The organism is Nonomuraea longispora, from assembly GCF_004348345.1.
GTDB lineage: Bacteria > Actinomycetota > Actinomycetes > Streptosporangiales > Streptosporangiaceae > Nonomuraea > Nonomuraea longispora.
Map to the genome: position 1 here is coordinate 40,721 of NZ_SMJZ01000014.1, position 22,110 is coordinate 62,830.

Annotated in this window: 19 protein-coding genes; 15 read left to right on the plus strand and 4 right to left on the minus strand. The window is 71.2% G+C overall.

Going from position 1 to position 22,110, the window contains the following annotated elements; genetic code table 11:
• Window positions 1-286: 286 nt before the first annotated feature.
• The 3 genes from E1267_RS06290 to E1267_RS06300 are packed head-to-tail and all read left to right on the plus strand — an operon-like array spanning window position 287 to window position 4,593.
• Window positions 287-1,999, plus strand: coding sequence for an ABC transporter ATP-binding protein (locus E1267_RS06290; protein ID WP_246063529.1), 1,713 nt, complete (start codon window positions 287-289; stop codon window positions 1,997-1,999).
• A gap of 53 nt (window positions 2,000-2,052) precedes the next feature.
• Window positions 2,053-3,702 (plus strand): urocanate hydratase, encoded by a 1,650-nt coding sequence (gene hutU, locus E1267_RS06295; protein ID WP_181957749.1) that lies wholly within the window; start codon window positions 2,053-2,055, stop codon window positions 3,700-3,702.
• A gap of 57 nt (window positions 3,703-3,759) precedes the next feature.
• Window positions 3,760-4,593 carry a MurR/RpiR family transcriptional regulator gene (locus E1267_RS06300; RefSeq protein ID WP_132330718.1) on the plus strand — a complete coding sequence of 278 codons (834 nt, stop codon included), beginning with the start codon at window positions 3,760-3,762 and terminating at the stop codon, window positions 4,591-4,593.
• On the opposite strand, the gene E1267_RS06305 is transcribed toward E1267_RS06300, so the two are convergent.
• The 3 genes from E1267_RS06305 to E1267_RS06315 are packed head-to-tail and all read right to left on the minus strand — an operon-like array spanning window position 4,573 to window position 6,850.
• Complete coding sequence (locus E1267_RS06305) at window positions 4,573-5,322, minus strand: ABC transporter permease (protein WP_132330719.1); 750 nt, start codon at window positions 5,320-5,322, stop codon at window positions 4,573-4,575. The genes E1267_RS06300 and E1267_RS06305 overlap by 21 nt on opposite strands.
• Entirely contained in the window at window positions 5,319-6,272 is a 954-nt protein-coding gene (locus tag E1267_RS06310) for an ATP-binding cassette domain-containing protein (RefSeq protein ID WP_132330721.1), read from the minus strand. Before E1267_RS06310 ends, E1267_RS06305 begins: the two co-directional genes overlap by 4 nt.
• Before the next feature lie 17 nt (window positions 6,273-6,289).
• Entirely contained in the window at window positions 6,290-6,850 is a 561-nt protein-coding gene (locus tag E1267_RS06315; RefSeq protein WP_220449360.1) for a PadR family transcriptional regulator, read from the minus strand.
• 25 nt (window positions 6,851-6,875) lie between these two features.
• Here E1267_RS06315 and E1267_RS06320 point away from each other — a divergent pair, with 25 nt between their 5' ends.
• From E1267_RS06320 to E1267_RS06340, 5 genes are all read left to right on the plus strand, one after another.
• A complete protein-coding gene (locus E1267_RS06320; RefSeq protein WP_132330725.1) occupies window positions 6,876-7,550 on the plus strand; it encodes an SDR family oxidoreductase in 675 nt (224 codons plus the stop codon).
• 26 nt (window positions 7,551-7,576) lie between these two features.
• Window positions 7,577-8,749, plus strand: coding sequence for an allantoate amidohydrolase (locus E1267_RS06325; protein WP_132330727.1), 1,173 nt, complete (start codon window positions 7,577-7,579; stop codon window positions 8,747-8,749).
• A gap of 100 nt (window positions 8,750-8,849) precedes the next feature.
• Window positions 8,850-10,163 carry a formimidoylglutamate deiminase gene (locus E1267_RS06330; RefSeq protein ID WP_246063531.1) on the plus strand — a complete coding sequence of 438 codons (1,314 nt, stop codon included), beginning with the start codon at window positions 8,850-8,852 and terminating at the stop codon, window positions 10,161-10,163.
• A 39-nt stretch (window positions 10,164-10,202) separates the two neighbouring features.
• Window positions 10,203-11,390: an imidazolonepropionase gene (gene hutI / locus E1267_RS06335; protein WP_132330731.1), complete on the plus strand. Its 1,188-nt coding sequence runs from the start codon at window positions 10,203-10,205 to the stop codon at window positions 11,388-11,390.
• Window positions 11,391-11,458: 68 nt separating this feature from the next.
• On the plus strand, window positions 11,459-12,400 hold the full coding sequence (locus E1267_RS06340) for a sigma-70 family RNA polymerase sigma factor (protein WP_132330733.1): 942 nt from the start codon (window positions 11,459-11,461) through the stop codon (window positions 12,398-12,400).
• Window positions 12,401-12,608: 208 nt separating this feature from the next.
• Here the strand turns inward: E1267_RS06340 and E1267_RS06345 are convergent, their stop codons facing one another.
• A complete protein-coding gene (locus E1267_RS06345) occupies window positions 12,609-13,532 on the minus strand; it encodes an ABC transporter substrate-binding protein (RefSeq protein ID WP_246063533.1) in 924 nt (307 codons plus the stop codon).
• A 206-nt stretch (window positions 13,533-13,738) separates the two neighbouring features.
• Here E1267_RS06345 and E1267_RS06350 point away from each other — a divergent pair, with 206 nt between their 5' ends.
• The 7 genes from E1267_RS06350 (at window position 13,739) to E1267_RS06380 (ending at window position 22,102) form a co-directional block, all read left to right on the plus strand.
• Entirely contained in the window at window positions 13,739-15,052 is a 1,314-nt protein-coding gene (locus tag E1267_RS06350) for an ammonium transporter (RefSeq protein ID WP_246063535.1), read from the plus strand.
• Window positions 15,049-15,387 carry a P-II family nitrogen regulator gene (locus E1267_RS06355; RefSeq protein WP_132330737.1) on the plus strand — a complete coding sequence of 113 codons (339 nt, stop codon included), beginning with the start codon at window positions 15,049-15,051 and terminating at the stop codon, window positions 15,385-15,387. The genes E1267_RS06350 and E1267_RS06355 overlap by 4 nt, the downstream gene beginning before the upstream one ends.
• 61 nt (window positions 15,388-15,448) lie before the next feature.
• On the plus strand, window positions 15,449-17,674 hold the full coding sequence (locus E1267_RS06360) for a [protein-PII] uridylyltransferase (RefSeq protein WP_132330739.1): 2,226 nt from the start codon (window positions 15,449-15,451) through the stop codon (window positions 17,672-17,674).
• A 206-nt stretch (window positions 17,675-17,880) separates the two neighbouring features.
• Entirely contained in the window at window positions 17,881-20,712 is a 2,832-nt protein-coding gene (locus E1267_RS06365; RefSeq protein ID WP_165959482.1) for a sensor histidine kinase, read from the plus strand.
• Window positions 20,713-20,737: 25 nt separating this feature from the next.
• Window positions 20,738-21,160: a roadblock/LC7 domain-containing protein gene (locus tag E1267_RS06370; RefSeq protein WP_132330743.1), complete on the plus strand. Its 423-nt coding sequence runs from the start codon at window positions 20,738-20,740 to the stop codon at window positions 21,158-21,160.
• Window positions 21,161-21,180: 20 nt separating this feature from the next.
• Window positions 21,181-21,543: a DUF742 domain-containing protein gene (locus E1267_RS06375; RefSeq protein ID WP_132330745.1), complete on the plus strand. Its 363-nt coding sequence runs from the start codon at window positions 21,181-21,183 to the stop codon at window positions 21,541-21,543.
• Window positions 21,524-22,102: a GTP-binding protein gene (locus tag E1267_RS06380; RefSeq protein WP_132330747.1), complete on the plus strand. Its 579-nt coding sequence runs from the start codon at window positions 21,524-21,526 to the stop codon at window positions 22,100-22,102. Before E1267_RS06375 ends, E1267_RS06380 begins: the two co-directional genes overlap by 20 nt.
• Window positions 22,103-22,110: the final 8 nt, after the last annotated feature.

A 22,110-nucleotide genomic window follows, 5' to 3' on the forward strand; every position in this document is an offset into this window, starting at 1 on the left:
GGCGGTGGAGACGGCCGGCCCGCCGCCGGACGGACCGGACGGCTCCGGGTGTGAGCCGCCGGTCACGAGGGTCGGTGCTCGCGACGTGCCGATGGTCCGGCCGGGTTCCTCGACGCCCTATTCGTATGGGGGCCGCTCCTGGATGTCCTCTCCTCCTCAAGAAGGATAAGTCAACCAAGGTTGACATACTTAAGTCGTCAATTTAGGTTGACCCTGGCGGATCGGTGCCGAACGGGGGCTTCCGTTCGTTGGAGCAAAGTCGAGAAATGTCGTGAAAGGGGTTGCGGTGATCAAGGAGTTGCTCGCCTACGTACGCCCGCACAGGAAGATCCTGATCGTGGGCGGCCTGCTGGGGCTGATCGGCTCGGCCGCGGGCCTGGCGATGCCGTTGTTGGCCAAGTACGTCGTCGACGCCTTCGGCGAGAACACGTCGATGGCCGGACCGCTGTTAGGGCTCACCGTCGCGGTGCTGGTGGGCGCGGTGGTGTCGGCCGGAGGCAGCTACCTGATGGAACGCACGGGCGAGGGCATCGTGCTCGGCGCCAGGCGCGGCCTCGTGGACCGGATGTTGCGGCTCAAGGTCGCCGACGTCGACCGGCTCAAGCCCGGCGACCTGATGTCACGGGTGACCAGCGACACGACGCTGCTGCGCGCCGTGCTGACCAACGGCATCGTCGAGTCGGTGAGCGCGGCTTTCATGCTGGTCGGGGCCATCGTCATGATGGCGGCCATGGACGGCGTGCTGCTGCTGATCACGCTGCTCGTGGTGGTCGTGATCGGCGCGCTGGTCGCGTTGATCATGCCGAAGATCCGGCGGGCCCAGACGCACGCCCAGGAGGCCGTGGGAGAAATGGGGGCCGTGCTGGACCGGGCGTTGCAGGCGTACCGGACGGTGAAGGCGAGCGGCGCAGAGGAGCGCGAGATCGCCGAGGTCGGCGAGGCGGCGGTGCGCGCCCGCGACAGGGGGTTGCAGGTCGCCGGGTGGACCTCGCTCGCGGGTGTCGCGACGTGGATGGCGGTGCAGATCGCGTTCCTGTGCGTGCTGGGCGTCGGCGGCTCGCGGGTGGCCTCCGGCGCGCTGGAGGTGTCGTCGCTGATCGCGTTCCTGCTGTACCTGTTCTACCTCGTGCCGCCGATCGGGCAGCTCGTCCAGGGCGGGGTGCAGCTCCAGCAGGGGCTCGCCGCGCTCAAGCGGATCAGGGAGATCGAGGAGCTGCCGGCGGAGCCGACCGAGCCGGTCCGTGTCGCCCAGGGCAGCGTGGAGCCGGTCGGGGTGACGTTCGAGGACGTGGTCTTCCGCTACGGCGACGACCGGCCGATCGTGCACGACGGCGTCACCTTCGAGGTGCCGCCCGGCGGCCTGACCGCGCTGGTGGGGCCGTCGGGAGCGGGGAAGTCGACGGTGTTCGCCCTGCTCGAACGCTTCTACGACCACCAGGGCGGGACCATCAGGATCGGCGGGCGCGACATCCGCGACTGGCCGCTCGGCGAGCTGCGCGCCGCGCTCGGCTACGTCGAGCAGGACGCCCCCGTACTGGCCGGCACGCTGCGGGAGAACCTGCTGTTCGCCGCCATGGACGCCACCGACGAGGAACTGCGCCGCGCGCTCGCCCGCACCCGGCTCGACGACCTGGTGGCCAGGCTGCCCGAAGGGCTGGAGACGGCGGTCGGGCACCGCGGCGTGCTGCTGTCGGGCGGCGAGCGGCAGCGCGTCGCCATCGCCAGGGCGCTGCTGCGCAAGCCCAGGCTGCTGCTGCTCGACGAGGCCACCTCCCAGCTCGACGCGGTCAACGAGCTGCGGCTGCGCGAGGTCATCGCCGAGGTGGCCGCGGAGACCACGGTGCTGGTCATCGCGCACCGCCTGTCCACGGTGACCAACGCCGACCGGATCGTGGTCATGGAGAGCGGGGGCGTGCGCGCGGTCGGCACGCACGACGAGCTGGTCGGCCTGGACGACCTCTATCGCGAGCTGGCCGCCACCCAGTTCCTGGTGAGTTGAGCGATGTAGTCTGCGGGTGACATAGATGAATGCTCTCATTCAGGAGGGTCACCATGAGCCGCAGCGTGCGCGCGCCGCGAGGCACGACGATCACCGCCAAGGGGTGGCCGCAGGAGGCGGCGCTCCGCATGCTCCAGAACAACCTGGACCCGGAGGTCGCCGAGCACCCCGAGCAACTGGTCGTCTACGGCGGCTCGGGCCGCGCCGCACGTGACTGGCCGTCGTTCGACGCGCTGGTCAGGACGCTGACGACGCTCGAGGGCGACGAGACCCTGCTGGTGCAGTCGGGGCGCCCCGTGGGCGTGTTCCGCACCCACGAGTGGGCGCCCCGCGTGCTCATCGCCAACTCCAACCTGGTGCCCGGCTGGGCGAGCTGGGAGGAGTTCCGGCGGCTGGAGGCGGCCGGGCTCACCATGTACGGGCAGATGACCGCCGGCTCGTGGATCTACATCGGCACGCAGGGCATTCTCCAGGGCACGTACGAGACGTTCGCGGCGGTCGCCGACAAGCGCTTCGGCGGCTCGCTGGCCGGGACGATCACGCTGACGGCCGGGCTCGGCGGGATGGGCGGCGCCCAGCCGCTCGCCGTCACCATGAACGGCGGCGTCGCCATCTGCGTCGACTGCGACCCGCGCTCGGTCACCCGCCGCATCGAGCACCGCTACCTCGACGTGGCCGCGGAGTCGCTGGACGAGGCGCTGCGGCTGGCCTACGAGGCGCGCGACGCCCGCGGGCCGCTGTCGATCGGGGTGGTGGCCAACGCCGCGGAGGCCGTGCCCGACCTGCTGGCGCGTGGCGCGGAGATCGACATCGTCACGGACCAGACCTCGGCCCACGACCCGCTGATGTACCTCCCGGAGGGGGTCGCCTTCGAGGACATGGCGGCCGAGCGTGACAAGGACCCGGCCGGGTTCACCGAGCGGGCGCGGGCCTCGATGGCCCGGCACGTCACGGCCATGGTGGGCTTCAAGGACGCCGGCGCGGAGGTGTTCGACTACGGCAACTCCATCCGCGGCGAGGCCAGGCTGGCCGGCTATGAGCGGGCGTTCGACTTCCCCGGGTTCGTGCCGGCGTACATCCGGCCGCTGTTCTGCGCGGGAAAGGGCCCGTTCCGGTGGGCGGCGCTGAGCGGCGATCCGGCCGACATCGCCGCGACCGACCGGGCGATCCTGGAGCTCTTCCCCGAGAACGAGGCGCTGGCCAGGTGGATCAGCAAGGCCGGCGAGAAGGTGCACTTCCAGGGCCTGCCCGCGCGCATCTGCTGGCTGGGCTACGGCGAGCGCAACGTCGCGGGCGAGCGGTTCAACGACATGGTGGCCTCGGGCGAGCTCAAGGCGCCCGTCGTGATCGGGCGTGACCACCTGGACAGCGGATCGGTGGCCTCCCCCTACCGCGAGACGGAGGCCATGGCCGACGGGTCCGACGCGATCGCCGACTGGCCGCTGCTCAACGCCATGCTCAACACCGCCTCGGGGGCCGCCTGGGTGTCCATCCACCACGGCGGCGGGGTCGGCATCGGGCGTTCGATCCACGCCGGCCAGGTCACGGTGGCCGACGGCACCGCGCTGGCGGCGGAGAAGCTCGACCGCGTGCTGACCAACGACCCGGGCACCGGCGTCATGCGGCACGTGGACGCCGGCTACGAGGAGGCCGCCCAGGTGGCCGCCGACCGCGGCGTGCGCGTCCCGATGCGGGAGTCCTGACCCCTCTGTGACCAGGGTGAGGGATGAGAACGCGGGGCCGGTGACGTTGGAGGTGGCGTGGCGGACGGATATCACGGTGGGCTGAGCGTGCTGCTGGACGGCCGGCGGTTGTCGCCCGTGCAGCGCAGGATCGCCCACTACCTCAGTGAGCACCTCGACGAGGCGATCTTCCTGTCCAGCGTCGAGCTGGCCGAGCGGGCCGGGGTGAGCCAGCCCTCGGTGACGAGGTTCGCGATGGTGCTGGGGTTCGCCGGATATCCCGAGCTGCGGCAGGCGCTGCGGCCGCTGGTGCTGGGCGGCGGGCCGCACGCGCCGCAGGAGAGCCTGCTGCGCGGCGCCATCGACGCCGAGATCCGCAACCTCGCGCTCGTCAGGGAGCGGCTGCCGGCCTTCCCCCTGAAGGAGCTGGGCGAGCAACTGGCCGCCACCGAGCCGCTGCCGGTGGTCGGGCTGCGGGTCTCCTGCGGGCTGGCCACCACCTTCGCCTACTACGCCCGCCGCATCCACCCCGACGTGCGGCTGCTCACGCACGGCGGGTCGGAGCTGGCCGACGGGCTGCACGCGGCCCGCCGGGCGGGGGCCGAGTGGGTGGTGGCCGTGGTGCTGCCGAGATATCCCGTCGAAGCGGTCCAGGCGCTGGAGTACGCCGAGAAGCTGGGCCTGCGGGTGGCCGCCATCACCGACAGGACCACCTTCCCGGCGGAGGTCGTGCTGGACGCCCCCGTCGGCGACCGCCTCGTGTTCGACTCCCACGCGGCGCCGCTCGCCCTGGCGATGGCCCTGGTGGAGGCCATCGCCGACGCGGCGCCGCTGCGCACCCAGGCGCGGCTGGAGGAATATGAGCGGATGACCGACGAGACCGGCACGTTCCTAGCCGGCGATCCTGCGTAGCGAGCGCATCGACCAGATCGTGGTGAGCACCGCCAGCACGAGGAACAGCCCGAACGCGACCGGGATCGACGAGTCGGACAGCCGGCCCGCGAACAACGCACGCCCCGCCTCGACCGCGTGATAGAGCGGGTTGACCGGGGCCAGCGTCTTCATCCAGTCGGGCGCGAAAGAGATCGGCACGAACAACCCGGCCAGCAGCATGATCGGCAACATGAACAGATTGAGCGTCTGCGACATGCCGTTCTCGTCGCGAACGGTCAGCGCCAGCCCCTGCGACAACCCCGAGGCGAACAACCCCGTGGCCGCCATGAGCAGCAACACCAGCACCAGCTCGACGGCCCCGATGCGCACGCCCATCGCCATCGCCACGACCAGCACCAGGATCGCCTGGCACACCAGCACGACCATGTCCTTGGCCACCCGGCCGAGCACGATGGCCGGCCGCCACGCGGGGCTGACGGCGTAACGTTCGAGCGAGCCGTTGCGCAGTTCGGCGATCAGGCCGAACCCGGAGAACAACGACCCGAACACCGCGATCATCATCATCGCCGCCGGGGTGAACATGCGCAGCGCGTCGGTGGTCGTGCCGCCCGGCGTCATGGTTTTGAGCAGCGGCGCGAACATCAGGAGGTAGAGCACCGGCTGGATCATGCCGAACAGCGGCCAGATGGGGTTGCTGAACGACTTCTTCAACTCGTAGCCGGTGAACAGGACGGTGTGGCGGATCATGATTCGGCTCCGGCGTCACGAAGGGTGCGGCCGGTCTTGGCCAGGAACACGTCGTCGAGGGTGGATCTGTCGAGCGCGATCGAGCTCAGCCCGACGCCCTGCCCCTCCAGCGCCCGCAGCAGCGCGGGCAGCGTGTGCTCGCCGTCGTCGACGTAGACGCGCAGCACGTCCTCGTCGACACGGATCTCGCGGGCCAGCGGCTTGAGTGTGCCGGCGGCCTTCTCCAGGTCGTCGGCCCTGAGCGTGATCACGTCGCCGGACACCTGCCGCTTGAGGTCGCCGGGGGTTCCCTCCGCCACGACCTCGCCGTGGTCGACGATCATCAGCCGGTCGCACAGCGCGTCGGCCTCGTCGAGGTAGTGCGTGCTGAGCAGCACGCTCGTGCCCGCCTCGCGTAGTTGCCTGATGCGCTCCCACAGGTTGGCGCGGTTCTGCGGGTCGAGGCCGGTGGTGGGCTCGTCGAGAAAGAGCAGCGGTGGGCTGTGCACCAGCCCGATCGCGATGGCCACCCGCCGCTTCTGCCCGCCGGAGAGCGTACGGCCCGGGCGGTCGGCCATCTCGGTCAGATCGAAACGTTCCAGCACCTCGGCGGCCGCCTGCTTCGGGTCGGCCACGTCGTGGATCCTGGCGGCCATCACGACCTGGGCCCTGGCGCTCGTGGTGTCCTCCACGCCGCCGGCCTGGCTCACGTAGCCGAGGTTGCGGCGTACGGCGGCGGGGTGCTTGAGCAGGTCGTGGCCCGCGATGACGGCCGTGCCCGCGTCAGGGGCGATCAACGTGGAGAGCATGCGGATCGTCGTGGTCTTGCCGGCGCCGTTGGGGCCGAGCACGCCGAAGATCTCGCCCTTCTCCACCTCGAGACCGACGCCGCGTACGGCCTCGACGGTCTGTGTGCCCTTCCTGCTCTTGGTGGTGAAGCTTTTGCGCAGGTCGTCTGCCTGGATGATCATGAGAATTCCCGCTCTTTCTAGGGCAACTCGTCCGCCTCGACCCGCCCGATCGCCTGCTCCACCCAGTCGAGCTGGGTCTGCAGCATGGCTTGGGTCAGGCGGAGGTTCTCGTCCACATGCCGGGGGGTGAAGAAACGCTGTTTGGAGCCGAAGATGTGTCCGAAGGTTTCCACGCTCGTTGTGAGCTGACGCATCCTGCCATACAGGGCGTCCAGAATCTCCTGCTTTTCCAGCCGGTCCATGAATGTCAGCGCGACCTGGAAGGGGTCGATGATCGGTCGCACCTCGTGCCAGGCATGCAGCAACAGGCGGTGGAACTCCGCGCGGCCGACATCGGTGATCGCGTAGACGCCCTTGCCGCCCTTGCCGGCCTCGACGACCTCCAGCAGGCCCTCGTCGGCCATCTTGGCCAGTCCGTGGTAGATCGAGCCGAAGGCCACGTTGGCCCAGCGGTCGACGTTCATGGTTTCCAGTCGCCGGCGCACGCCGTAACCGTTCATGGGTTCGTCGAGCAGCGCGCCGAGGATGAGGATGCGGGTGGAGGACATGCAGTCAAATTTGAGTACAAACTTGAGCATCCGTCAAGGTCAATAAGCTGGGCTCATGAGTGAACGACCAACGGCGCTGGTCACCGGCGCTTCCCGGGGTGTCGGCGCGGCCGTCGCCGAAGCCCTGGCCCCGACGCACGACGTCATGCTGGGCGGCCGTGACGAGGCGGCGCTCGCCGCGATGGCGGCCGAGCTGCCAGGCGCGCGGCCGTGGCCGGTCGAGCTGACCCGTGTCACGCAGGTCGACGTCGAGCACGTCGAGCGGCTCGACGTGCTCGTGCACAGCGCGGGGATCAGCGAGCTCGGCCGGATCGCCGACCAGCCCGCCGACGTATGGCGCAGGACGATGGACGTCAACGTCGTCGCCGTCGCCGAGCTGACCAGGCTGCTCCTGCCCGCGCTCCGGCGGGCCGGCGGCCACGTCGTCTGTGTCAACTCGGGCTCCGGCCAGCGGGTCAACCCGAGCTGGGGCTCCTACTCCGCCAGCAAGTTCGCGTTGAAGGCCCTCGCCGACGCGCTGCGCCTGGAGGAGCCCGGGCTTCGGGTCACCACGGTCTATCCCGGCCGGACGGCCACCGACATGCAGCGCGGCGTGCGCGAGTTCGAGGGCGGGGAGTTCGAGCCGGAGCGATATCTGACGCCGGCGAGCGTGGCGCGGGCCGTGCTGGCCGCCGTCACCGCTGGTCCCGACGCCCACCTCACCGAGCTGACCATCCGCCCGCGGGCCTGAATGGAGCCATTCACTACAGTGGGGTCATGCTCGAACCACTCGCTCACGTAGGACGCGATCCGGCGACCGGCGGCTACGTCAGGGACGCGTGGTCGTCCGCGGACCTCGAACTCCGCGAATGGTTCGCGGGCGAGGCGCGGCGAAGGGGCCTCGCCCTGCGGGAGGACCGCAACGGCAACCTGTGGGGATGGTGGGGCGACCCCTCGCCGCGGCGGCCCGGCGTGGTCACGGGCAGCCACCTCGACTCGGTGCGCCAGGGCGGCGCGTACGACGGGCCGCTCGGCGTCGTCTCGGCCTTCGCCGCGCTCGACCTGCTGAGAGCGCGCGGCCTCACCCCGGCCGTGCCCGTCGGGGTCGCCTGCTTCACCGACGAGGAGGGCGCGAGGTTCGGCGTCCCCTGCATGGGGTCGCGGCTGCTCACCGGCCTGCTCGACCCCGAGCGGGCGCTCTCGCTCAAGGACGACGACGGCGACACGCTGGCCGACGTCATGACCAGGGCCGGCCGCGAACCCCACGCCGCGGGGCGTGACGACGAGACGCTCGCCATGATCGGCACGTTCGTCGAGCTCCACGTGGAGCAGGGCCGCGCTCTCGTCACCGAGGGCCGCCCCGTGGGCGTGGCCGGGGCGATCTGGCCGCACGGCCGCTGGCGCTTCGACTTCCGCGGCCGGGCCGACCACGCGGGCACCACCCGGCTGGCCGACCGCGACGATCCGATGCTGCCGTTCGCCCGCATGGTGCTGGCCGCGCGCGAGCTGGCGGCGCGGCACGGCGTGGTGGCCACGGTGGGCAAGGTCCGCGTCTCGCCCGGCAACGCCAACGCCATCCCCGGTCTCGTCTCGGCCTGGCTCGACGCGCGCGGCGCCGACGAGAGGGCCGTACGCGCCCTCGTCGCGGACCTGACGGCCGAGGCCGCGGCCGACGTACGGGAGGAGTCGTGGACGCCGGTCGTCGACTTCGACGCGGCCCTGCGCGACCGGCTGGCCAGGACCGCCGGAGGCGACACGCCCGCGCCGATCCTGGCGACAGGAGCCGGGCACGACGCGGGAATCCTCGCGACGGCGGGCGTCCCGAGCGCCATGGTGTTCGTCAGGAACCCCACCGGCGTGTCCCACTCGCCCGACGAGTACGCCGAACAGGCAGACTGCGAGGCGGGAGTCGAGGCACTCGCGAACGTGCTGGAGGATCTGTGTCGCTGACCGAGACGAAGCCGAGGTCCTGATGAGGGCGGGGAGCGGAGGGCCTTCCGGGAAGACCACGGAGGCTTTCAGGGGGGTCGCGGGGGGCGGAGCCTCCCACGTGTACTGGTGTGAGCAGGCCTGGCTGCCCGAAGGCGTCACCGACGGCGTGCTCGTCGAGATCGAGGGTGGGAGGATCGCGCGCATCAGCCAGGGCCCGCCGGGATCGGCGGAGCGGCTGGCAGGGCTCACCGTCCCCGGCCTGGCCAACGCCCACTCCCACGCCTTCCACCGCGCGCTGCGCGGCAGCACCCAGGAGGGCCAGGGCGACTTCTGGACCTGGCGCGAGCGGATGTACGCGGTGGCCGGCAAGCTGGACCCCGGCTCCTACCTGCGCCTGGCGAGGGCCGTATACGCGGAGATGGCGCTGGCCGGGGTGACGTGCGTGGGCGAGTTCCACTACCTGCACCACGGCGAGGACGGCCGGCCCTACGACGACCCGAACGCGATGGGCCACGCCCTGATCCAGGCGGCCCGCGACGCCGGTCTGCGCATCGCGCTGCTCGACACCTGCTACCTGTCGGGAGGCATCGGCGCGCCGCTGACGGACACGCAGAGGCGCTTCACCGACGGCGACGCCGAAGGCTGGGAGACCAGGGCGGAGGAGCTGGTGGCGGCGTACGACGGGCAGCCAGACGTGGAGATCGGCGCGGCCATCCACTCGGTGCGCGCGGTGCCGCCCGAGCAGATGCCGGTCGTGGCGGAGTTCTCCCACCGCAACGCGGCGCCGCTGCACGTGCACGTCTCCGAGCAGCAGGCGGAGAACACGGCCTGCATCGAGATGTACGCGGCCACGCCCGTCCAGGTGCTGCACGAGCGGGGCGTGCTGGGGCCGCGCTCGACCGCCGTGCACGCCACCCACCTGACCGACGTGGACATCGAGCTGCTCGGCCAGTCAGGCTCATACGTCTGCATGTGCCCCACCACCGAACGCGACCTCGCCGACGGCGTCGGACCGGCCAGGGCGGCGGCCGACCGGGGAGCCTCGATCACGCTCGGCTCCGACAGCCACGCCGTGATCGACCTGTTCGAGGAGGCCAGGGCGGTCGAGCTGGACGAGCGGCTGGCCACCCACACGCGCGGCCACTGGCGCGCGGACGAGCTGCTCACCGCCGCCACCGTCACGGGCCACACCTCGCTCGGCTTCCCCGGCGCGGGCCTGCTCGTGCCGGGCGCGTGGGCCGACCTCGTGTCCGTACGCCTCGACTCCGTGCGCACGGCGGGCGCGCGGGGGCTGGAGGCCGTGGTGTACGCGGCCACGGCGGCCGACGTGCACGCGGTCGTCTCCGGCGGCCGGCGCGTGGTCACCGAGGGCCGCCACGTGCTCGGCGACGTCGGTCCCATGCTCATCGAGGCGATCGCCGCCCTGCGCTGACCGCTCGGGCCGGCGACAACCGACACCCAGGAGGAACCCATGACGGGCACGACGCTGATCGACGGGATCGGGCTCCTGTACACCGGCGACCCGGAACGCGAGGAGATTCCCGACGCGGCGCTCGTCATCGAGGACGGCCTGGTCGCCTGGGCCGGGCCCGCGAGCCGGGCGCCGGACGCCGACGCGCGTGTGGACGCCGGAGGCAGGGCCGTCATCCCCGGCTTCGTCGACAGCCACGCCCACCTGATCTTCGCCGGCGACAGGACCGCGGAGTTCCAGGCCCGCATGTCCGGCGAGCCCTACACGGGAGGCGGCATCAGGACCACGGTCGCCGCCACGCGCGACGCGGGGGACGCCGAGCTGGCCACCCACGCCTTCGGCCTGGTCAACGAGATGCTCGCGCAGGGCACGACCACCGTGGAGATCAAGAGCGGCTACGGGCTGTCCGTCGGGGACGAGCGCCGGTGTCTGGAGATCGCCACCGTGCTGACCGACGAGACCACCTTCCTCGGGGCGCACGTGGTGCCTTCCGGCGTGGACGCCGACGCGTACGTGCGGCTGGTCGCCGGGGAGATGCTCGAGGCGTGCGCCCCCTACGCGAAGTGGGTGGACGTGTTCTGCGAGCGCGGGGCCTTCGACGGCGACCAGACCCGGGAGATCCTCACGGCGGGGGTGAAAGCGGGGCTCGGGGCGCGGGTGCACGCCAACCAGCTGACCGAGGGGCCGGGCGTGCGGATCGCCTGCGAGCTCGGGGCCGCCTCCGCCGACCACTGCACCCACCTCACGGCGGCCGACGTGGACGCGTTGGCCTCCTCGGGCACCGTGGCGACGCTGCTGCCGGGGGCGGAGTTCTCCACGCGCTTGCCGTACCCGGACGCGCGGCGGCTGCTCGACGCGGGCGCGACGGTGGCGCTGGCGACCGACTGCAACCCGGGGTCGTCGTTCACGTCGTCGATGGCGTTCTGCGTGGCGCTGGCCGTGCGCGAGATGCGGATGACGCCGCTGGAGGCCATCAGGGCGGCCACGTACGGCGGGGCGCGCGCGTTGCGGCGTACGGACGTAGGCTGGTTGCGGCGCGGAGCCCGCGCGGACATCGTCGTCCTCGACGCCCCCTCCTATGTGCATCTGGCCTACCGACCTGGCGTTCCCCTTGTCCACCAGGTGTTTCACGGTGGCCTCCTCCTTGAGGAGGACATCCAGAACCCTCCCTCCGACGTAGTGCTTTAGGGAATCTTTGCTTCTGGCCGGACGTTGGCCCGGTAGGGAACGCAGCTGCGGGAACGAGGTGCCTGGGGATGGCAAGGCCTACGGGGAGTCGCACGCAGGAGCAGCATGTCGCCGATCGCGACCTGCTGGGGACCTATCTGGCCGAGATCGGCCGGGTCCCCCTGCTCACGGCGGAGGAAGAGGTGGAGCTCGCCAAGCGGATAGAGGCGGGTCTCTTCGCCGAGCAGTTGCTCGACAGCGGGGGCTCGGAGCCGCGCATCGGGGACGCGGCGGACGAGGAGCTGGAGCGCCTGGCCATTTCCGGCCAACGGGCCAAAGACGAGTTCATCCAGGCCAACCTGCGCCTGGTGGTGGCGGTGGCCAGGAAATACTCAGGCCGGGGGATGCCGCTCATCGACCTGGTGCAGGAGGGCAATCTCGGCCTGGTCCGCGCCGTGGAGAAGTTCGACTACCGGCGGGGCTACAAGTTCTCCACCTACGCGACGTGGTGGATCAGGCAGTCGGTGGGGCGGGCGATCCACGAGCAGGCGCGGCCGGTGCGGCTGCCCACGCACGCGGGCGAGCAGATGACCCGGTTGATGCGCGTGCGGCGCGACATCCTGGCGGAGTTCGACGCCGAGCCGACCGACGCCGAGCTGGCCGAGATTCTCGACCTGCCGATCGAGCGGGTGCGTGAGCTGCGGCGGTGGGCGTCCGACCCGGTCTCGCTGCAGCTCGGGGTGGGAGACGAGGACGAGACCGAGCTGGGTGACATGATCGCCGACGAGACGTGGGCCGACCCGGAGCAGCAGGCCATCGACATCCTGGAGCGCGAGCGGCTGGACGAATGGCTGACCGGGCTGGAGGGCGTCACGAGCGAGATGCTGCGCTGGCGCTACGGTCTGCTCGACGGGCGCGAGCACACGCTCACGGAGGTCGGCGAACGTTACGGCATCGGCCGCGACCGCGCCCGCCGCATCGAGCGCGACGCCCTGGCCCGCCTCCGCAAGATGGCCACCGCCGCCGCCTGATGTCCCCACCGTGGACAGGCCACGTGGTCCACGGCGGGTCGAGCGGGCCGTGGGCACGCAGTGCGGCGCTCAGCCCGAGGGGATTCCCGGAAGGCTTGTCTCAGAGACCGCCGCACGCCGGGCAGACACCCGCGCACCCAGCAGATCGTGAGGTCGGGGTTGGCGCGCGGGTGCTGCGGCCCGGTCCGGTCAAGGAAGGGCGATCGGGTCACACCAGCGGGGTGAGGTGTTCGTCGAGGTCGTCGAGGATCTTGCCGGCGGCGGTGACGCCGATGCCGGTCATCCAGACCTCGTCGTCCACGTTGTGGGCGTTGCCCGAGGTGACGGCCTTGAGGTTCTTCCACAGGGGGCCGGCGGTGACCGTGGCCTGTGACTTGGCGGCGGCCTCGCCGTACGCGCTGTAGAAGATCGCGTCGCCGTCGGCCCTGGCGATGTTCTCCTGGCTGAGCTTGCCGAACCGTTTGTCGTCCTGGTCCTTCAGCAGTTGCGTCTCGGGCCGCGGGATGGCGGCGTCGCCCAGCACGATGCCGCTGAAGGACTCGGGCCCGTACATGCGGATCTCGGTGGGCATGAAGCGCACGATGCTCACCTTGAGTTTGGCGAACTTGGCGCCGACGTCCTTGGCCCGCTTCTCGTAGTCCGACAGCAGCCGCGCGGCCTGTTCCTTCTTGCCGAGCGCTTCGGCGTCGAGCAGGAAGTTGTCCTTCCAGGTGATGCCGACGCGCTCGGTGAAGACGGTGGGTGCGATCTTGCTGAGCTTGTCGTAGAAGGGGGCCTGCCGGAACTTGGAGCCGAGGATGAGGTCGGGCCGGAGCGCCATGATGGCTTCGAGGTTCAGCTCCTGGAGGGTGCCCACGGCCTTGGTGGTGTTGAGCGTGGGGCCGAGGTAGTCGGGCCAGGTCTGGTTCTGGGAGGCCTGCGCGGCCCCCACGGGCGTGAGGCCGAGCGAGACCATGGTGTCGAGCTTGTCGGTGTCGAGCACCACCACCCGCTTGGGGTTCATGGGCACGGCGGTCTCGCCCATGGCGTGCTTGACGGTCCGCGTGGGACCGGCCTCCTGGGAGGAGGTGGAACTACCGCAGGCGACGAGGGCGAAGGAGAGCGTGGCGGCGAGGGCCAGGCGAAGACGCATGGGCATTCCTTGATCGATTAGGTAAGGCAAGCCTAAGTATTCCACGCCTCAATAGTGCCGTGCCGTAACCGTTGCCGTGAAAAGGCCGAAACTCGCCCGAAACACCCGTACGGCGAGATTCACGAATGTGAAACACACCTGGTCGAGCCACGAAACCCCGGCCGAACACGCTGTGGCCACACGTCACATGTAAGGAGGGTCGCGTCGTGGAGATCGATAGCGGCACGACTGCCTGGATGCTCACGGCCGCCGCACTGGTGCTGTTGATGACTCCGGGCCTCGCGTTCTTTTACGGAGGCATGACCAGGGCCAAGAGCGTCCTGAACATGATGATGATGTCGTTCGGCGCCATCGTCACCGTCACCATCACCTGGATGCTCTTCGGGCACTCGCTGGCCTTCACCGACAACCCCAGTTTGGCCCTCAACACCTTCGTCGGCGGTTTCGACGCCCTGGGCCTGCAGGGCCTGGTCGACACCGCCACCGCGGACGACGGCACCGGCATGCCGAGCCTCGTCTTCTCCATGTTCCAGATGACCTTCGCCATCATCACGGTCGCGCTGATCAGCGGCGCGATCGCGGATCGGGCGAAGTTCGGGGCGTGGATGCTCTTCACCGTCATCTGGGCCACGGTCGTCTACTTCCCGGTCGCGCACTGGGTGTGGGGCACCGGCTGGCTCAACACCATGGGCATCGAGGACTTCGCCGGCGGCACCGTCGTGCACATCAACGCAGGAGCGGCGGCGCTCGCGCTCGCCCTGGTGCTCGGCAGGCGGCAGGGCTGGCGCAAGGAGCCGATGCGGCCGCACAACCTGACGCTGGTGCTGCTCGGCGCGGCCCTGCTGTGGTTCGGCTGGTTCGGCTTCAACGCCGGCTCCGAGCTCGCCGTGGACGGCATCACCGGTCTGGCCTTCATCAACACGCAGGTCGCCACCGCGGTCGCCGTAGGCGCCTGGCTCCTCGTGGAGAAGCTGCGCGACGGGCACGCCACCAGCCTGGGCGCCGCCTCCGGCGCGGTCGCCGGTCTGGTCGCCATCACCCCGGCCTGTGGTTTCGTCGACCCCTGGGCCGCGATGGTGATCGGCCTGCTGGCCGGCGCGGCCTGCGCCTACGCGGTCGGCCTGAAGTACCGGCTCGGCTACGACGACTCGCTCGACGTGGTCGGCGTGCACCTGGTGGGCGGCGTGGTCGGCGCCGTCGCCCTCGGCTTTTTGGCCGCCTACCCCGCCACGGACCAGCAGAGCGAGGGCCTGTTCTACGGAGGCGGCTTCGGGCAGCTCGGCCTGCAGGTGCTCGGCCCGGTCGCGGTCGGCGCCTACTCCTTCGTCATCACGTGGATCATCGGCACGATCATCCACAAGACCCTCGGCTTCCGCATCTCCTCCGAGGACGAGGTCACCGGCGTCGACATCACCACCCACGCCGAGACGGGCTACGACCTCGGCACCGTTCACGCCTCCGGCGTGAGCTCGTCCAACGGCCCCGTCACCGCTCCTGTCACGAAGAAGGTGGACGCATGAGGCTCATCACGGCGATCGTCAAGCCCTTCAAGCTGGATGACGTCAAGGCGGCGCTCGAGCAGTTCGGCATCAAGGGCATGACGGTCAGCGAGGCGAGCGGCTACGGCCGGCAGCGCGGCCACACCGAGGTCTACCGCGGCGCCGAGTACCAGGTCGACCTGGTGCCGAAGGTCAGGATCGAGGTCCTCGCCGAAGAGGACGACACCGAGGACGTGATCGACGTCATCGTCAAGGCCGCGCACACCGGCAAGATCGGTGACGGCAAGGTCTGGTCCGTGCCCGTGGACACCGTCGTCCGCGTCCGCACGGGAGAGAGGGGCCCGGAGGCCCTGTGATGGAACCCAGGCGACGCCCGGACGACGGGGTCCGGGCGGAGCTCGGCAAGGGGGCACAGGAGTGAGGGGCGAGGCCCGTTCGTACGCCGCGGCGCGCAGGGAGCGGGCCGCGGACACCGACCGCTGGCTCAAGGATCTCTTCCGTACGGCCGGCGGCGGCGAGCACGCCTCTCTGGTCGCCGTCGGGAGCCTGGGCAGGGGCGAGCTGGCCCCCGGCAGTGACCTCGACCTCGTCCTGCTGCACAACGGGCGGGCCGACGTCGCCAGGATCGCCGACCGGATCTGGTATCCGATCTGGGACTCGGCGGTCAACCTCGACCATTCCGTGCGCACGGTCGAGGAAGCGGTGGCCGTCGCGCGGCAGGACCTGAAGGCCGTGCTCGGCCTCATCCAGGCCAGGCACGTGGCGGGCGATCCCGAGCTGACCCGCAAGGCCAGGGAGGCGGTGCTCGCCGAGTGGCGGGCGGACTCCCGGCGTCGGCTCGGCGAGTTGCGCGCCGCCGCGGACCAGCGGGCCCGCGCCAGCGGCGAGCTGGCCTTCCTGCTCGAACCCGACCTGAGGGACGGCCGCGGCGGGCTCCGCGACGTCCAGGCCATGCAGGCGGTGGCCGCCGCCTGGGTCGCCTCGGCGCCCGGCCCCAGGGCGCGGGAGGCGTACGAGCTCATCCTCGACGTGCGGCACGCGCTGCACGTCGTCACCGGCCGCGGCACCGACCGGCTGGTGCTGCAGGAGCAGGACGCGGTGGCGGGGCTGCTCGGACTGCTCGACGCCGAGGCGCTGATGCGCAGGCTCGCCGAGGCGGGCCGTACGGTCTCCCACGCGTTCGACACCACCTGGCGCACCGTTGACAGGCTCCTGTCAGGCCCCGCTCCCCGGGGCCGCCGCCCGTTGGCGGACGGCGTGGTCGAGCACGGCGGCGAGGTCGTGCTCGCCAGGGGAGTCGACCCGCGCCGGGATCCCATGCTGGTGCTGCGGGCCGCCGCCGCGGCGGCCGACTCGGGGCTGCCCCTCGCGCCCGCCACGGTCTCCGTTCTGGCTGCTCAGTCGCCGCCGATGCCGGTGCCGTGGCCCGAGGAGGCGCGCGACGCGCTGGTGTCGATCCTCGGCGCGGGCCGCGCCGCCGTGCCCGTGTGGGAGGAGCTCGACCAGGCGGGCATCCTTGTCAAGCTGCTTCCTGACTGGGAGCGCGTACGCCACCGTCCCCAGCGCAATCCGATCCACCGGTTCACGGTCGACCGGCACCTGATCGAAGCCGCCGCGAACGCCGCCGGCCACACCCGCGAGGTCTCCCGCCCCGACCTGCTGCTGATCGGGGCGCTGCTGCACGACATCGGCAAGGGCTGGCCCGGCGACCATTCGGCGACGGGCGAGGTCGTGGTCCGCGACATCGCCACGCGCGTCGGCCTGCCACCGGCTGACGTGGAGATCCTCGCGACCGTCGTCCGCCACCACCTGCTGCTGCCGGAGACCGCCACCCGCAGGGACCTCGACGATCCCGTCACGATCGAGAAGGTCGCGGCGACGGTCGGCACGCGGGAGGTGCTCGACCTGCTGGCCGCGCTGGCGGTGGCCGACGGTCACGCGACCGGCCCGGCCGCGTGGAACGCCTGGAAGGCGGGGCTCGTCGCCGACCTCGTACGCCGTGTCAGGTCGGTGCTGGCCGGTTCGCCTCCGCCGAGGCCGCCCATGCTCTCGTCCGAGCAGGCGGCGCTCGCCCGGCACGGCGGCGGGGCCGTCCGCGTCCACGGGGGAGCGGTCACGGTCGTCGCCCCCGACCGGGTGGGGTTGCTGTGGAGCGCCGCGGGCGTGCTGGCGGCGCACCGGCTCGTCGTACGCTCCGCCTCGGCCGCCTCCGCGGGGTCCACGGCCGTGATCGAGTTCTCCGTCATCCCCGAGTACGGCTCGCCGCCCGACCCCGCGACGCTGGAGGCGGATCTCCGTCTCGTCCTTGCTGGGCGTCTTGACATCGAGCAGCGGCTGGCCCGCCGTACGCGGTCGATGAGGCCGCCTCGCGTGCCCGTCGCTCCACCCCGCGTGACGTTGGTGGACGACGCCTCGGCGACCGCCACCGTGGTGGAAGTCAGGGCTCATGACAGGCCGGGGCTGCTGTGGCGCATCGGACGGGCGTTCGGTGAGTGCGGTCTTGACGTGAGGGCCGCTCGCGTGGAGACTCTCGGCGCGGAGGCGGTGGACGTTTTCTACGTTGTGGATCGCGCCGGTCGCCCCCTCCGCGACGACGCGCAGAGGGCCCAGGTCCGCGATCAGGTGCTTGCCGCACTGAGATAACCAGCAGCACACGACTGGCGGACACCTTTGTAACAATGGTGTCCGAAATGCCTGGTAAGTCGGATGCTGAGGATACCTTGTGGACGACTTGAGGGCTCGTTGACTGAGGGGACGATTGAGGGGTAGCGGAAGCAGTGACTACGGGGAACTCCGGCGGCGGCCCAGCCGCGCAGCACCGCGGACGGCGGTCACTGCCACGCTTCGGCTTGCGTAACTGGCGCGTGCGGTGGCGGCTCACCGCGCTCATCCTGGTGCCCACCATCGCCGGCGTCGTGCTCGGAGGAGCCCGGGTGGTCGAGTCGGTGCAGAGCATCGGCGTCTACGACCGCACGGCCATCGGCGCCGAGCAGGCCGGGCGCCTTCGTGACCTCGTGCAGGCGATCGGGCTGGAGCGTGACACCGCCGGCTGGGCGGCCGCGAGCCGCGCCGTGCGCAAGAAGCTCGCCGCCCCGCTGGAGCAGCGCAAAGCCGCCGTCGACACCCTGGTCAAGACCGTGCGCTCCGACCTCGCCACGATGGACGCGTCTTACGGCCCTCGCATCGTCAAGGCCGCCGACCAGGCGAAATACGACCTGAGCCGGCTGGCCCAGATCCGGGAGGAGGGCCGAACCGACACCGTACGCTACGACTTCCTCACCGACACCCTCCTCAGGCTGCACGACGAGTTGAGCCTGCTCTCGGACGACTCGCAGATCATCGGGCAGTTCCGCGCGCTCAGCGCCCTCGCCTCGGCCAAGGAGGAGGTCTCCCGGCAGCGCGTCCAGCTGCTCCAGGCGTCCTACAACACCCAGCGGGTGGGCGCCGACGAGGTCGAGGCGTTCATCGCCTCCAACGCCCGCCAGCAGAGCGACATCGCCGCCGTCGGCGCGGAGGCCGGCCCCGACGTCGGGCTCACGTTGTCCAGGCGGCTGACCGGCACCGAGGAGTACGTCAACGTCCAGCTCACCAAGGCGCGCGCGATCACACTGGTCAGCGGCCGGTCGCCGGGGGCGCGGATCACCGAGAACCTGATCTCCGCCACGGGCGACCGCGAGCAGTGGTTCAAGCAGAACACGACCACCATCGACGTGCTCCACGGCATCGAGGAGGACCTGGCCGGCAAGGTCGGCCTGCGCAGCCAGGAACTGCGCAGCGCGGAGATCCGCAACGCGGTCGTCGCGGGAGTGCTCATCGTGGCGCTGCTGCTGCTCGTCCTGCTCCTCACCGTGGCCATCGCCCGCTCCATGGTCGGCCCGCTGCGCCGTCTGCGCACCGAGGCGCTGGAGATCGCCGGCTTCCGGCTGCCCGACGTGGTCCGGCGGCTGCGCGTCAGCGGCGAGGGCTCCGCCGGCGAGGTGCGCCCCATCGAGGTCGAGGGCAACGACGAGATCGGCGAGGTGGCCAGGGCCTTCGACCAGGTGCACCGGCAGGCCGTGCGGCTGGCGGGCGAGGAGGCCGAGCTGCGCAGCAACATCAGCTCGATGTTCGTCAACCTCTCGCGCCGCACCCAGACGCTGGTCGAGCGGCAGATCTCGCTGATCGACGGCCTGGAGAAGGGCGAGCAGGACGGCGCCCGGCTGGCCGACCTGTTCAAGCTCGACCACCTGGCCACCCGCATGCGCCGCAACTCCGAGAACCTGCTGGTCCTCGCCGGCCACGAGGCCACCCGCCGGCGCAGCCAGCCGGCCAAGCTGGTCGACGTCGTACGCGCCGCGCTGTCGGAGGTCGAAGGCTACGAGCGTGTCCAGGTCAAGGTGCACCGGGCCACCTCGGTGGTCGGCAGCGCCGCCAACGACCTGGTCCACCTGGTCGCCGAGCTGGTCGAGAACGCCATCCAGTTCAGCCCGAACAACTCCCAGGTCACGGTCACCAGCAGCCTCATCGAGGGCGGCGGCGCGCTGGTGTCGGTGACCGACACCGGCATCAGCATGACCGAGGACGAGCTGGCCGAGGCCAACCGCCGCCTGGCCGAGCCCCCGGTCGTGGACGTGTCGGTGTCCCGGCGCATGGGCTTGTTCGTGGTCGGCCGGCTGGCGCTGCGCCACGGCATCAGGGTGCAGCTCAGGAAGGGCGAGGGGTCGGGGCTGATCGCCATGGTGCTGCTGCCGCCCGCGCTGATCGCCGAGGGCGCGCAGCAGCCGCTGCCGCAGCGCCCGGCGTTCGGCGGCGGGACCGTTCCGGGCCAGGCGGGCGTGCCGGGTCAGGCGGGCGTGCCCGGCCAGGTGGGCGTGCCCGGCCAGGCCGGTCAGCCCACCTCGAACGGGACGTTCCGGTCGTTCGGCAGCTTCGACTCCTTCGACCCGGGCGCCCCCCGCCCCGGCACCGCCGGCCGGCTCGGTGGAGCGCCCAGGCGCGGCGGCCCAGGCACGTACGACAGCGCGCCGGGAACGCCCGGGCCGGCGTTCGGCACGCACCCGTCCGACCCCGGCAGGGCGGGCGTCAACGGCTTCACCGCCGACACCGACGGCGGTTCCTACCGCAGGCACCCGGCCTCGTTCGACTCCGGGACCTTCCCGTCGTACCCGAGCCAGGGCTCCGCGCGATCAGGAAATGGCGCGTTCCAGACGCCGCCGTCCCAGTCGTACCCCACGAACGACGTGCGCAGGCCCGACCCGGCCCCCTCGGCCGGGGTGTCGCCTGCGGAGCAGGAGGACTTCCTGCCGATCTTCGCGTCGGTGGAGTCGGCGTGGTTCCGCAGACCGCCGGAGGATCAGGCGGCGCAGGCGGAGGGCGGCGGCGAAGCCACGCCGGCGCAGGCCGTACGCTCTGGGGAGGAAGCGTGGCGAACCGCCGCCGATGCCGGCTGGCAGGCGGCAGCCGCCGCGAGCGAGCCGAGTCTCGGTGGCATCACCGCCGCCGGGCTTCCGAAACGCACTCCCAAGGCGAATCTGGTCCCCGGCACGGCGGCCGGCCCGGCGGCACCGCAGCAACAGCAGCCGCGACGGCAGGCGCCCGCGCCCCCGGTCTCCGCAGACCGGATGCGCAGCCGGATGGCCGGTTTCCAGCAGGGGATGCGACGGGCCCGCCAGGAAGTTCGTGGACAGGAGGAACAAGAGTGAGTAAGCGTCCCGCTGGGGAGGATGCGTGACAACCCTGAGCCATGAGGCACATCGCTTCGACTGGCTGATCACCGACTTCGTCCGCAACACGCCAGGTGTGGCGCACGCCGTCGTCGTCTCGGCCGACGGTCTGTGCCTGGCGGCGTCGGAGGGCTTTCCACCCGACAGGGCCGACCAGCTCGCCGCGGTCTCCGCCGGCCTGCTGAGCCTGACGGTGGGCGCGTCCAGGGTCTTCGAGGGCGGGTCGGTGACGCAGACCGTCGTCGAGATGCAGCGTGGCCTGCTCCTGGTCATGGCGATCAGCGACGGTTCCGTGCTCACGGTGCTGGCCGCGCCCGACTGCGACATGGGGCTCGTGGCGTACCAGATGACGCTGCTGGTGGACCGGGCGGGACAGGCGCTCACGCCGGCCCTGCGCGCGGAGCTTCAGGCGGCCAGGACGCGGTGACGAACTGATGGGAGAGGGTCGTGTACGGCGTTGACGGGGCCGGGGACGACGAGCCCCTGTTCCGCCCTTACGCGGTGACCGGCGGACGATCCGAGCCCCGCTATCACCTCGCGATGGAGACGTTGATCTCGTCCATGTCGATCGCGGACGACGAGATGGCCCTGCTCACCCCCGAGCAGGAGGCCATCATGCAGCTGTGCAGGACGTTCCGGTCGGTCGCCGAGATCTCGGCCCTGCTCCGCGTCCCCCTGGGTGTCGCCAGGGTGCTCGTGGCGGACATGTCCGATGAAGGGCTTGTCCGCCTGCACCAGCCACACCTCACCGAGGGACAGCCAGACCTCAACATGCTCGAAAGGGTGCTCAGTGGACTACGCAGGCTCTAGCCCCGGCCTCACGTCGACCAAGATCGTCGTCGCGGGAGGCTTCGGCGTCGGCAAGACGACGTTCGTGGGGGCGGTGTCCGAGATCCTCCCGCTCACCACGGAAGCGGTGATGACCGACGCGTCCGCAGGCATCGACGACCTTGGTATGACGCCCAACAAGCAGACCACGACCGTGGCGATGGACTTCGGCCGTCTGTCGCTGGACCGTGACCTGATCCTCTACCTGTTCGGCACGCCGGGGCAGCATCGGTTCTGGTTCATGTGGGACGACCTGGTGCGTGGCGCGATCGGCGCCGTGGTGCTGCTCGACACCCGCCGCCTGGCCGACAGCTTCCCGGCCATCGACTACTTCGAAGAGGCCAAGCTGCCGTTCGTGATCGGCATCAACGGCTGGGAGGGCCAGTTTCCGCACTCCGACCAGGAGGTCAGGGAAGCGCTGGCGCTGTCGCCGCAGGTGCCGATCGTACGCACCGACGCCCGCAACCGCGAGTCGGTCAAGTCGACGCTGATCTCGCTGGTCGAGCACGTCGTACGGCTGCGCTCCGCGCCCGTGCGCTAGCGCTCCCG